We start from the raw sequence: 11,461 nt of genomic DNA, 5'->3' as shown, positions 1-11,461 counted from the left end.
AAACAGTAATGCGATGGCGTCTTAGCGCCCTGCCCGAACAAGAGCAATACGGGCAGCGAGATTTGCCCGTCAAACTGCGACGTTGCGACAAAAAACGGCAGCTGTTTTTTCAAAACCAGCAGCGAAAATGAAAAAAAAGCCGCACCCGACGGGGTGCGGCCTTTCACTTAAATATAAAAACCTGATGGCAGCGCCGGATCAGTTGCGCGGCAACAGGTCGTCGTCGACAGGTCCAGCCGGCTGTTCGATGCCGGTGGTGGTGTTGAGCGCCAGTTCGGCGTTGCCGTCCTTTTCATAGATGTCGTCGCGGAACTGCACCACGCCGTCCTTCGCCGACCATGCGGTGATGTAGACGAAATAGACAGGCACTTCCTGCGCCAGCTTGATCGGTGTGTTGACGCGGGTGGCGATGACGCGTTCCATTTCCTGACGCGACCAGCCGGGCGTGTCGCGCAGCAGCCAGCTTGTGAGGTCGCGCACGTTCTGTACGCGCACGCAGCCGGACGATTCGAACCGCATCAGCTTGTTGAACAGACCCTGCTGCGGCGTGTCGTGCATATATTCGTTGTTCGGATTGTGGAAGTTGATCTTCGTCGAGGACATGGCGTTGATCTTGCCGGGGTCCTGGCGGAACATCAGGTTCGGTGCCTTTGGCGCAAACCAGTCGACCGCCGTCGGCGAAACTTCCTGTCCCTTGCCGTCGATGAGGCGGATGTTGTTCCGCTCCAGATAGGTCGGGTCCTTCTGCATCAGCGGCACGATGTCCTTTTCGACGATCGAGCGCGGCGCTGTCCAGTAAGGGTTGAGGATGACTTCGTAAATCTTGGAATTGATGACGTGCGTCGGGCGGCTGGCGCGACCGACGACGGCGGTGTTGCGCAGGACGACGCGCTCATTCTCAACCGCTTCGATGGCAGCGGCCGGAATGTTCACCATCAGGTGACGCTGGCCGAGATCGCCGGACATGGACTGAATGCGCACGAGGTTGGTCTGCAACTGCGCCAGACGGATCTGGGCCGAAACATTGAGCGCCTTGGTCGTGTATTCGCCGCTGACACCATCGGCGGGAAGGCCGTGGCGGGCCTGGAAGCGCTTCAACGCACCATCGACGTAAGAGTCGAAGGCGCTGGAAATGCCAGCTTCGCGCGGCAGGTCGCCGGAGACCATCAATCGCTGGCGAAGCGCCTGAACGGAAGGATCGGAAACGCCGATCTGGAGACGCTGCTGGGTGACGGGTACGTCCGGCCAGCCGCCATTCTGCACGATCTGCTGATATTGCATGATCGCCTGCTGCATGTAGACAGGCGCTTCCCGTCCGAGAACCGGGTTGTTGGAAACGACGCCAACGGCGGAACGCGACGAATTCGCGTCGAACTGGTCATCCCAGTTGCCGCGGCGCGACGAGCCCATGAGATCGTTGAGCGCATTCTGCGCCAGGGCCGGCGCGGCAAGCGCGGCAACACCAACGGAAACAGCCGAGCGCAGAAGCGCACGGCGCGATACGGATTCGGAAACGGATTTTTTTGTCATTCTACCTACCAGCCACTCTCTTCGGCATTCTCAACAATGCCTAAATCAATATGATTAACAAACACGTACAACGTGTCTGCCGGCCGGTAATGCTCAATACCCATGGTCTGGGCGCTATTGTCTGGCAGAACAGTCGGGACTTGCCACGACAGCAGGAGAAACCGCCGGCTCCTTCACCTTTGCGGGTCCCATATCAATATGGCCAATTCGTGTCACGGGCCTTTTCTCACGAAGCTGTGTATGCCTCCAAAACAGGGCGAAAACGCACCTAGTAGACCGGGCTTGACACGCACAGGTGAACGGCGCCTCGAACACGAATCCGCAAGCCGGAGGCAAACAGATGCCCCCGGCGCTAACAGTGAAACCGCCGCGGAATTAGAGACGATAAGCGATGCTATCGTTCCAGAAGCGATCGAGGCGCTGCAGCAGCTTGTTCATTTCGGAGAACTCGCCGGTGCCGATGCCGCCGACCTTTTCGATCGAGCCGACGTGGCGCTCGTAGAGGTGAGCAACCGTTTCTGCGATTTCCTGGCCTTTTTCAGTCAGGCTGATGCGGACCGAGCGGCGGTCGACACGCGAGCGCTGGTGGTTGATGAGACCGAGGTCTACCAGCTTCTTGACGTTGTAGGAGACGTTCGATCCGAGGTAATAACCACGCGAACGAAGCTCGCCGGCCGTCAGTTCGGAATTGCCGATGTTGAACAGCAGGAGCGCCTGAACGGCGTTGACGTCATCGCGACCCTGACGATCGAACTCGTCCTTGATGACATCGAGGAGGCGGCGGTGGAGACGTTCCACCAGGTGCAGCGACTCCATGTAGAGCGAACGGATGGTATCTTCATGTGCGTCGGCAACAACGGCCTGCGGCTTTGCTTTGCTATTGATCATGACTGCCTCACTGTTTTGTTTGGCGGTGTGTTTGTTTGTCTCCCGCCTTGAGTGAGAACCTAATCAATGCGCATAAAATTCTACTTAAAAGCTACGATTAACAAATGCTTACCTGCATTTTCCCAAGTGGGCCAAACTTGTGGCGAAGCGGGACTGGCTTATCGCCATTCGTTATAAATCAATATCTTAGCAATAAAATTCGACCTAAAACCAGGCTGAATTGCTTTATTCTTATGGTAAATCAATTCTTGCGCGCTCTTCATTCTGGCGCTGATCGAGCCAAAAAGCGACCAGGAATAGTATATAAATGGTTGCCACGAGACCGTGCATGACGGGTACAAGCGTGTTGGCGCCGAAGATATATGGCCACACCTTATACATGGCGATCTGGGTGCCGGCACCCAAGACCCACATGACTGCCCCCCAGGAGGCGCCGAGCCAGAGACCGAGCGCCGCGACCGGGAAAATCACCGCAAGCGCACTACCCGCCACTCGCCATGGCAGGTTAAGCATATCGAACCGCCCATGCCCGCCGAGAGAATATCCCGTCAGCATCGCCCAATATTGCAGGCCGAACCAGAAACAGGAAACCGCGACCAGCCTCATGAAGACCAGAAAGAGGATTTCCGTCAGCGGACGTTTCGGCATAGGTTGAGAATCAGGTTCCATGGCCGGAAGATACGGTTTCGACGGGCGGGCGACCAGCCCATATTGAATTCGGCGGCTTGCCTTGTCAAAGCACCCTCGCCCACCGGGGAAGTCCAGGGGGAAACATTGTCGCATTCGCACGGCGCTTGCTTCGTGTTATGCAGCTTTCCTGACTTGGGTGGGATACGAAGGACATTCTTACATGCAGGACAAAACGCATCTGGTCGACGCGATCACCGGCCATCGCCGCATGCGCCGCAATCGCAAGGCCGACTGGACTCGCCGTCTGGTTCAGGAAAGCCGCCTGACCGTCGATGATCTCATCTGGCCGGTCTTCATCGTACCGGGCAGCAATATCCTCGACCCCATACCGGCGATGCCCGGCGTAAACCGCATGAGCGTCGACAAGCTGGTCGAAGCGGCGAAGGAAGCCGCCGATCTCGGCATTCCGGCGATTGCGACCTTCCCGAATATCGAGATGGACTTGCGCGACGAGACCGGCTCGAATGCGCTCGAGGCCAACAACCTCATCAATCAGGCGACCATCGCGGTCAAAAAAGCGGTTCCGAATATCGGCATGATCACCGATGTTGCGCTCGATCCCTTCACCAGCCATGGGCATGACGGCATTCTGCGCGGCGACGAGATCGTCAATGACGAGACCGTGGATCAGGTCGTTCGTGCTGCAATCCTTCAGGCCGATGCCGGTTCGGACATTATTTCTCCGTCCGAGATGATGGATGGCCGCATTGGCGCCATCCGCCGCGGCCTGGATGCGGCCGGGCACCAGAACGTCGGCATCATGGCCTATGCCACGAAATTCTCCTCCGGCTATTACGGTCCGTATCGCGAGGCCATTTCGACGGCCGGACTGCTGAAGGGGGACAAGAACAGCTATTACATCAGCCCCGCCAACGGCATGGAGGCGATCCGCGACGCAGCGCTCGACGTGGAAGAAGGTGCTGACATGCTGATGGTCAAACCCGGCTTGCCCTATCTCGACATCTGTTGGCGGCTGAAAGAGAATTTCGGGCTACCCACATTCGCCTATCAGGTGTCCGGTGAATATACCCAGATCAAGGCAGCGGCCATGCATGGCTGGATCGACGGCGAGCGCGTGATGATGGAAACGCTTCTCTGTTTCAAGCGTGCGGGCTGCGATGGCATTCTGAGCTATTTCGCAGTGGAAGCCGCGCGCAAACTCGCGAAGGGCTGACAGCCGACGCTTATTGTATTCGGTCGTTTTCTTCCCATATTGTTTGCTGACACGGAATGCTGCCTGACGAAAAGCGCGTTTCGAGCTGTCATGTCTTCTCAGGAGAAAACGACCGATGAACCTCGACCAGAACCCTACCTATGTCGCACCGGACGACTGGCGCGCCTATAGCGGCGTGCTGAGCCGACGCATCTTCGCTTTCCTGATCGACTACGCGATCGTTCTCCTGCTGTGCATTCCAGCCGCCGTGATCGTCTTCTTTCTCGGCGTTATTACGCTGGGTCTCGGCTTCTTCCTCTATCCGGCCTTGTTCGTCATCGTGGCGGTGCTTTATTTCGGCGTAACGCTCAGCGGCCCGTCGCAGGCGTCACCCGGCATGCGGGCGATGGGCATCGCGATGGCGCGCATGGACGGACGGCGAATCGATTTCCTTCTGGCCACCGTGCACATTGCGCTTTTCTGGATCATCAACTCGGTTTTGACGCCGCTTATCCTGCTTGCAGGCCTGTTTACGGAGCGCTCGCGCCTCGTTCATGACTTCCTGCTCGGCACCGTCATGGTCAGAACCTACTGATATAAGGGAAAGCCACGAAAACGTGGCTTCCATATCAAGCAAATAGCGAATGGTGCAGTTGACGTTTTCCGTCATTTTGCCATTCTGTGACATTATGCATGTCGCTTGAAGTGTCGCCGCACCCCGTGAAATCGCGGCGCGCTTTCACAACAGACGCAGGAGGCGATCACGGTTCGATGAACACTCAGGCGACGCCCTCTCCCCAATTCTATCTTACGGCACCGGCCACCTGCCCCTACTTGCCGAACCAGATGGAGCGGAAGGTTTTCACGCATCTGGTCGGCCCGCGTGCGTCGGAAATGAACGACCTTCTGACCCAGGGCGGCTTCAGGCGTTCACAGAACATCGCCTATCGCCCGGCGTGCGAAACCTGTCGAGCTTGCGTTTCCGTGCGCATCCTTGCCGAACAGTTCCAGCCGACGAAATCGATGCGGCGCGTTCTCTCCATCAACAAGGATGTCGTCGCTACCGTTCATGCCGCTGAGCCATCCACCGAACAGTTCTCACTGTTTCGCCGCTATCTCGACCATCGGCACCAGTCAGGCGGCATGTCCGACATGTCGGCGCTCGACTATGCGATCATGATCGAAGACACGCACGTCAACACCCGCATCATCGAATACCGTGTGCGAGAGCCCGGCTCCGGCATCGATTCCAGCAAACGAGGTGAACTTCTCGCCGTAGCGCTGAGCGATGTGATGAGCGACGGGCTGTCGATGGTCTATTCCTTCTTCAACCCCGATCTGGAAAAGCGCTCGCTCGGCACTTTCATGATCATGGATCACATCACCCGCACACGCGCGCTCGGCCTGCCGCACGTCTATCTTGGCTACTGGGTCGATGGTTCTGAAAAGATGGGCTACAAGACGCGCTACCACCCGCAGGAGCATCTGACACCGCGCGGGTGGGAGGTTTATAAGCCTACGGTAGAAGAATAGTTCGCCAAACAGTCAAAACCGTATGCTAAACTCCATTTAAACTTTGGAGTACTTCAAATGAAATCAACGATTTGCGAGATTGGCGAAGCCGCTGGTATTGTTATACCAAAGGATATGCTTGAACGGCTTGGATGGAAGACAGGCGACGTTCTTGATCTAAGTGTATACGGCAACATGCTTGAATTGCGTGCTGCCGGTGGTCTTGATGAAGAACTGACGGATGATTTTAATCGGCAGCTCGAACACGCGCGGATTGCGATGCGCAAATACCACGTTGCGCTAAGAACGCTCGCCAAGTCCTGAAACAGCGACCATCAAAGACGTCCCGAGTAATCGCTCGGGACGTCTTTCAGCTGTTACCCGCCAAATTTCCCGCTACGCGGAAAGCCCTTCGGTACGGTGCGGCCAACGGTGGCGCGGTCTGCCAGCCATTCGCGCAATTCCTCACCGACCTTGGTGAAGAGGCGCCCGGCCGTGTCGGACCAGCTCAAGCCGTCTGCGAGCGCGAAACATTTCACATCAACCACGCCGCCGTCCTTGTAGCGTTGCAGGCGCACGCCCTTGCCGCGTGACATTTCCGGCACCTGCGACAGCGGGAAGGCCAGAAGCTTGCGGTTTTCGCCAACGACGGCGACATGGTCGCCCGTAACAGGTACGGCGAGCTTGGCTTCGTCAGGCATGGCGACATTCATGATCTGCTTGCCCTTGCGGGTATTTGCGACCATTTCGCTTTCGGCCACGATGAAGCCGTTGCCGCCAGTCGAGACGAGCAGAAGCTTGCGCGACGGATCGTGAACGAAGGCCGTCAGGATGTCCTGATCGTTCTCCATATCGACCATGATGCGGATCGGCTCGCCATGGCCGCGACCGCCCGGCAGCTTGTCTGCGCCGAGCGTGTAGGCCTTGCCGCCGGTGGTCAACAGCAGCAACTTGTCGGTCGTCTGCGCCGGGAAGGCGAGCTTCGGGCCATCGCCCTCCTTGAAGGTGAGAGCCGACGTATCGGACATATGCCCCTTCAGCGCCCTGATCCACCCCTTCTGCGAGATGACGATGGTGACCGGTTCCTTTTCGATCATCGCCTGCTGGATGGCCTCGATGTCGGCATCCGGCGCATCCGCAAACTGCGTGCGGCGACGGCCGATCTCGGTTGCCTTGGCATATTTCTTTTTGACCTCGCCGATTTCCCAGGCGACGGTCTGCCATTGCTTTTCATCGGAGGCGAGCAGACCCTCGATTTCAGCCTTCTCGCTGCTGAGTTCGTCGAACTCCTTGCGGATTTCGAATTCCTCAAGCTTGCGCAGATTGCGCAGACGCATGTTAAGGATGGCTTCGGCCTGATTATCGGTGAGCGACCACTTGGCCATCATCACCTGTTTCGGTTCGTCCTCCTCGCGGATGATACGGATCACCTCATCGAGATTGAGATAGGCGACCAGCAGGCCGCCCAGAATCTCGAGCCTGCGATCGATGGCCGCAAGACGATGGCGGGAACGGCGGACCAGCACGTCCTTGCGGTGTGCCAGCCATTCGCTCAGCACCTCGTTCAGCGCCATGACCTTCGGCACCCTGCCAAGCGACAGTACGTTCATGTTGAGCGGCAGGCGGCTTTCAAGGTCGGACAGACGGAACAGCGATTCCATCAGCAGCGTCGCGTCGACAGTGCGGTTTTTCGGAACCAGCACGATACGCACGTCTTCGGCCGATTCGTCGCGGACATCCTCAAGCAGCGGCAGTTTGCGGGCGAGCAGCAGCTCGGCGATCTTTTCGATCAGCCGCGATTTCTGCACCTGGAACGGGATTTCGGTGATGACGATCTGATAGCCGCCACGTCCGAGGTCTTCCGTTTCCCATTTGGCGCGCACGCGGAAACCACCGCGCCCGGTCTTATAGGCTTCGAGAATGTTCTCGCGGCTTTCGATGATCACGCCGCCGGTCGGCAGGTCGGGGCCGGGAATGAATTCCACCAGCTTTTCAACCGTCGCATCCGGATGCTTGATGAGATGCAGAGCTGCGTCGCACAGTTCATGGGCGTTGTGCGGCGGGATGGACGTCGCCATGCCGACGGCAATGCCGGAGGCACCGTTGGCAAGCAGATTGGGGAACGCGCCCGGGAGGACGACCGGCTCCTCATCTTCCTCATTATAAGTAGCGCGGAAGTCAACCGCGTCCTCGCCGATGCCTTCGAGCAGCAGCGCTGCCACATCGGTCATGCGTGCTTCGGTATAACGATAGGCGGCGGCGCCGTCGCCATCGATATTGCCAAAATTGCCCTGCCCGTCCACGATCGGATAACGCTGCGAGAAATCCTGCGCGAGACGGACCAGCGCATCGTAGACCGACTGGTCGCCATGCGGATGGAACTTACCGATAACGTCACCGACGATACGGGCGCATTTCTTGAAAGCCGAGTTGGGGCGGATGCCCATTTCGCTCATGGCGTGGATGATGCGGCGGTGAACCGGCTTCAGTCCATCGCGCACATCCGGCAGCGCACGATGCATGATCGTGGACAAGGCGTAAGCGAGGTAGCGCTCTTCAAGCGCCGCCTTCAAATCGACCGGATGAATGTTATCGTCTCCGCCTGACGGAGGTACAAGATTTTTTCCCATGGTGCTTGACTAGCGGAAATGCCGATTCCCGGCAAGGAATTCGGGGGTCTCGGCTGTGGACGAAACGACGCCTTTTGTGAGGATTTTTATTAACTGCGTTGCGAATGCCGCAATGCCGCCGTCATACGAATCGATCTAAATCCTGTAGACCTTTGAATAATCGCGAATATAAATGTCACCATTCACATTTAGAACACGGTGCACATCCGCACATTGAGGGAAGAAACACTATGAGACTGAAATCCACCCGGCAGATTCTTTTCGCAAGTGCCGCGCTTCTCGCGCTTTCCGCACCGGCATTCGCACTGGATGGCAACGACGTTCTGAAAAAGATCAACGCCGCCTACGCCGCGCAGGGCGGTGAAATCGCCGCCGGATCCGTCGCCGTCAACGGCGACACGGTGACGCTGAATGGCGTGACCTTCAATGCGGCTGCCGATCCGGCCAAAAAAATTCCGGTCGGCAACGTCACCCTTGAAGGCGTCGAGGAAAACAACGGCGGCTACAAGATCAAGAACGCGCGTTTCGACAATGTCGATTACAAGCAGGAAAACGTGGAGATCAAGGCTAACGACATCTACATGTCGGGTCTCACCATCCCTGCCGATGCGACGACGGGCACGATTGATGCGCTGATGTTCTACGACGAGGCGCATAGCGGTCCGATTTCCGTTTCCATCGATGGCAAGCAGGCTTTCTCGCTCGAGGAAAGCAGCGCAACGATGTCTGTCAGCGACGACAAGGCCTCGATCGGCTTCGATCTCGACGCATCCGGCTTCAAAGCCGATCTCAGCGAAGTCAACGATCCGGCCACGAAGGACGCAATTGAAAAGCTCAATCTGCAGGCCCTTTCCGGCAACATGACCATGAGCGGAAGCTGGGAAGTCGCCTCCGGCACCGTAGACGTCGAGGAATATGCCATCGACCTCGACAAGGTCGGCCGTCTCAACATGTCGTTCGGTTTCTCCGGTTACACACTCGCCTTCATCAAATCGATGCAGGAGACGGTGAAGGCGCAGGCTGCAAATCCGAACAAGGAACAGGCGGAACAGGCAGCGGGCCTTGCCATGCTCGGCCTGATGCAGCAGCTTTCCTTCGTTAATGCCGAAATCAGCTTCGAAGATGCCAGCATCACCAAGCGCGCCATCGACTACGCTGCAAGCCAGCAGGGTATGACCAGCGATCAGCTTTCCCAGACCATCAAGGGCATGGCGCCCATCATGATGGCTTCGCTCAACGTTCCGGAATTGCAGAACATGGTGTCGGCTGCGATCAACGCCTATATCGACAATCCGAAGAGCTTCTCCATCTCGGCCGAACCGGAAAAGCCGGTTCCCTTCCCGATGATCATGGGCGCCGCCATGGGCGCGCCGAACACCCTGCCGACAATGCTCGGCGTCACGGTGACGGCAAACGAATAGCACAACAAAAAGCCCCGGTTACGCCGGGGCTTTTTACTTCTGGTCAGTGGAGTGGGGCTGTCGCTCCATCCTGCTTGTCGTGCAGGGCGAAACGGTCGATCATATGGGCGCTCGCTTCGTTGACGCCGATTACCTCGACCGTCTTGCCGGTCTTGCGGAATTTCAGCACGACCTTGTCCAGTGCACCGACAGCCGAGATATCCCACAGATGCGCTTGTGTGACGTCGATGGTGACCGTTTCCACGTCTTCGGCAAAATCGAAGGCGGCAATGAAGCTTTCCGTCGAGGCGAAGAAAATCTGCCCATCGACGCGGTAGATGCGGTGCCGACCATCCGCGACAAGCTCTGGACGAACGTGGAAGAGTTTTGAAACCTTCCCCGCGAAAAACACGCCGGAGAGAAGCACGCCTGCGAGCACGCCTTTTGCGAGATCATGGGTCGCCAGCACGGTCCCGACCGTTACCAGCATGACGATGCTGGAAGACGGTGGATTGCGGCTGAGATCGAGAATCGAACGCCACGAGAAGGTGCCGATCGAAACCATGATCATGACAGCCACAAGAGCGGCCATTGGAATGATGCGGACAAGATCATCCAGCACCAGAATGAGGAACAGCAGGAAGGCGCCCGCCACAAAGGTGGAGAGCCTGCCCCTGCCGCCGGATCTGACGTTGATGACCGACTGGCCGATCATGGCGCAGCCGCCCATGCCGCCGATCAGCGCGGAGGCGATGTTGCCTGTCCCCTGCCCGATGCATTCCCGGCTCTTGTTGCTGCCGGTATCTGTCATGTCGTCGACGATCTGTGCCGTCAGCAGGGATTCCAGGAGACCGACGGCAGCCAGCGCTGCGGAATAGGGAAAGATGATCTGCAGCGTTTCGAAAGTCAGCGGCACCTGTGGCAGGGCGAAGACCGGCAGCGTCGAGGGCAGCTCGCCGAGATTGCCGACGGTGCGGATATCCATGCCGAAAAACACCGCTACGCAGGTCAAAACGACGATGGCGACCAGCGGCGACGGGATGATTTTCGTGACCAGCGGGAAGAGATAGATGATCGCAAGACCAGCCGCGATCATGACGTAGGTTGCGACAGGCACGCCTATCAGCTCGGGCAATTGCGCCATGAAGATCAGGATCGCCAGCGCATTGACGAAGCCGGTCATGACTGAGCGAGAGACGAAGCGCATCACCCGCCCGAGCCTTGCAAAGCCCGCAGCGATCTGCAGCACACCCATGAGGATGGTCGCAGCAAAGAGATATTGTAGGCCGTGTTCCTTCACCAGCGTCACCATCAGGACGGCTGTGGCGGCGGTTGCCGCGGAAATCATGCCCGGACGGCCACCGGTGAAGGCGCAGACGCAGGCAATGGCGAAAGAAGCGAACAACCCCACCTTCGGATCGACGCCGGCGATGACGGAAAAGCCGATTGCTTCGGGAATGAGCGCGAGTGCGACGACGATGCCGGAAAGCACATCGCCGCGAATATTGGAAAACCACTCACGTCTGTAAGTCTGAAATCTGTTCATTTGATTTTTTCGCAAAGTATGACGCACCGGCCGGAAGCATGTCCGGTAGATTGAAAAAGAATGTCGGTGCTTTGCGTTGTCTGGCGGATCGGCGGCCAGAAGAGCCACCCGG

10 protein-coding genes and 1 other annotated feature (1 of these 11 cut by a window edge) are annotated in these 11,461 nt (G+C 57.9%); of the genes, 5 read left to right on the top strand and 5 right to left on the bottom strand.

Annotation, left to right across the window (positions count from 1 at the left end):
• Positions 1-198 precede the first annotated feature (198 nt).
• The 3 genes from ACZ5A6_RS04265 to ACZ5A6_RS04255 form a co-directional block, all read right to left on the bottom strand.
• Entirely contained in the window at positions 199-1,530 is a 1,332-nt protein-coding gene (locus ACZ5A6_RS04265) for a L,D-transpeptidase family protein (protein WP_003512501.1), read from the bottom strand.
• A 375-nt stretch (positions 1,531-1,905) separates the two neighbouring features.
• Positions 1,906-2,415, bottom strand: coding sequence for a transcriptional regulator LdtR (ldtR, locus tag ACZ5A6_RS04260; RefSeq protein ID WP_025593036.1), 510 nt, complete (start codon positions 2,413-2,415; stop codon positions 1,906-1,908).
• A 234-nt stretch (positions 2,416-2,649) separates the two neighbouring features.
• Positions 2,650-3,087: a DUF6163 family protein gene (locus ACZ5A6_RS04255; protein WP_174061475.1), complete on the bottom strand. Its 438-nt coding sequence runs from the start codon at positions 3,085-3,087 to the stop codon at positions 2,650-2,652.
• A 181-nt stretch (positions 3,088-3,268) separates the two neighbouring features.
• Here ACZ5A6_RS04255 and hemB point away from each other — a divergent pair, with 181 nt between their 5' ends.
• The 4 genes from hemB (at position 3,269) to ACZ5A6_RS04235 (ending at position 6,097) form a co-directional block, all read left to right on the top strand.
• Positions 3,269-4,282, top strand: a complete 1,014-nt coding sequence (gene hemB / locus ACZ5A6_RS04250; RefSeq protein WP_003512495.1) for a porphobilinogen synthase — start codon at positions 3,269-3,271, stop codon at positions 4,280-4,282.
• 115 nt (positions 4,283-4,397) lie between these two features.
• Entirely contained in the window at positions 4,398-4,856 is a 459-nt protein-coding gene (locus tag ACZ5A6_RS04245; RefSeq protein WP_003512493.1) for an RDD family protein, read from the top strand.
• A 176-nt stretch (positions 4,857-5,032) separates the two neighbouring features.
• Positions 5,033-5,794 (top strand): arginyltransferase, encoded by a 762-nt coding sequence (locus tag ACZ5A6_RS04240; RefSeq protein ID WP_025593035.1) that lies wholly within the window; start codon positions 5,033-5,035, stop codon positions 5,792-5,794.
• Between the two features lie 57 nt (positions 5,795-5,851).
• Complete coding sequence (locus ACZ5A6_RS04235) at positions 5,852-6,097, top strand: AbrB/MazE/SpoVT family DNA-binding domain-containing protein (RefSeq protein ID WP_174061476.1); 246 nt, start codon at positions 5,852-5,854, stop codon at positions 6,095-6,097.
• Between the two features lie 53 nt (positions 6,098-6,150).
• On the opposite strand, the gene parC is transcribed toward ACZ5A6_RS04235, so the two are convergent.
• The gene (gene parC, locus ACZ5A6_RS04230) at positions 6,151-8,403 is read right to left on the bottom strand and encodes a DNA topoisomerase IV subunit A (RefSeq protein ID WP_013635880.1); all 2,253 of its coding nucleotides are present in this window, start codon (positions 8,401-8,403) and stop codon (positions 6,151-6,153) included.
• Between the two features lie 230 nt (positions 8,404-8,633).
• Between parC and ACZ5A6_RS04225 the strand changes: the two genes are divergently transcribed.
• Complete coding sequence (locus ACZ5A6_RS04225) at positions 8,634-9,824, top strand: hypothetical protein (RefSeq protein ID WP_003512485.1); 1,191 nt, start codon at positions 8,634-8,636, stop codon at positions 9,822-9,824.
• 43 nt (positions 9,825-9,867) lie between these two features.
• Here ACZ5A6_RS04225 and ACZ5A6_RS04220 read toward each other — a convergent pair whose 3' ends face one another.
• Complete coding sequence (locus ACZ5A6_RS04220; protein ID WP_003512483.1) at positions 9,868-11,349, bottom strand: SulP family inorganic anion transporter; 1,482 nt, start codon at positions 11,347-11,349, stop codon at positions 9,868-9,870.
• Positions 11,350-11,423: 74 nt separating this feature from the next.
• Positions 11,424-11,461, bottom strand: a sequence feature (sul1 is cis-regulatory element that is thought to sense ions involved in sulfur or methionine metabolism; They are found in Alphaproteobacteria) (it continues 18 nt past the right edge of the window).

This window comes from Agrobacterium sp. 6Ca8 (genome assembly GCF_055382765.1).
This window is presented reverse-complemented; position numbering and strand designations above follow the sequence as displayed.

Excerpts from the sequence above, each read along its gene's own strand:
- ACZ5A6_RS04235 (WP_174061476.1), top strand. The coding sequence starts at position 5,852 with ATGAAATCAACGATTTGCGAGATTGGCGAAGCCGCTGGTATTGTTATA.
- ACZ5A6_RS04225 (WP_003512485.1), top strand. The coding sequence starts at position 8,634 with ATGAGACTGAAATCCACCCGGCAGATTCTTTTCGCAAGTGCCGCGCTT.
- ACZ5A6_RS04265 (WP_003512501.1), bottom strand. The coding sequence starts at position 1,530 with ATGACAAAAAAATCCGTTTCCGAATCCGTATCGCGCCGTGCGCTTCTG.
- ACZ5A6_RS04240 (WP_025593035.1), top strand. The coding sequence starts at position 5,033 with ATGAACACTCAGGCGACGCCCTCTCCCCAATTCTATCTTACGGCACCG.
- ACZ5A6_RS04220 (WP_003512483.1), bottom strand. The coding sequence starts at position 11,349 with ATGAACAGATTTCAGACTTACAGACGTGAGTGGTTTTCCAATATTCGC.
- hemB (WP_003512495.1), top strand. The coding sequence starts at position 3,269 with ATGCAGGACAAAACGCATCTGGTCGACGCGATCACCGGCCATCGCCGC.
- ACZ5A6_RS04255 (WP_174061475.1), bottom strand. The coding sequence starts at position 3,087 with ATGGAACCTGATTCTCAACCTATGCCGAAACGTCCGCTGACGGAAATC.
- parC (WP_013635880.1), bottom strand. The coding sequence starts at position 8,403 with ATGGGAAAAAATCTTGTACCTCCGTCAGGCGGAGACGATAACATTCAT.
- ACZ5A6_RS04245 (WP_003512493.1), top strand. The coding sequence starts at position 4,398 with ATGAACCTCGACCAGAACCCTACCTATGTCGCACCGGACGACTGGCGC.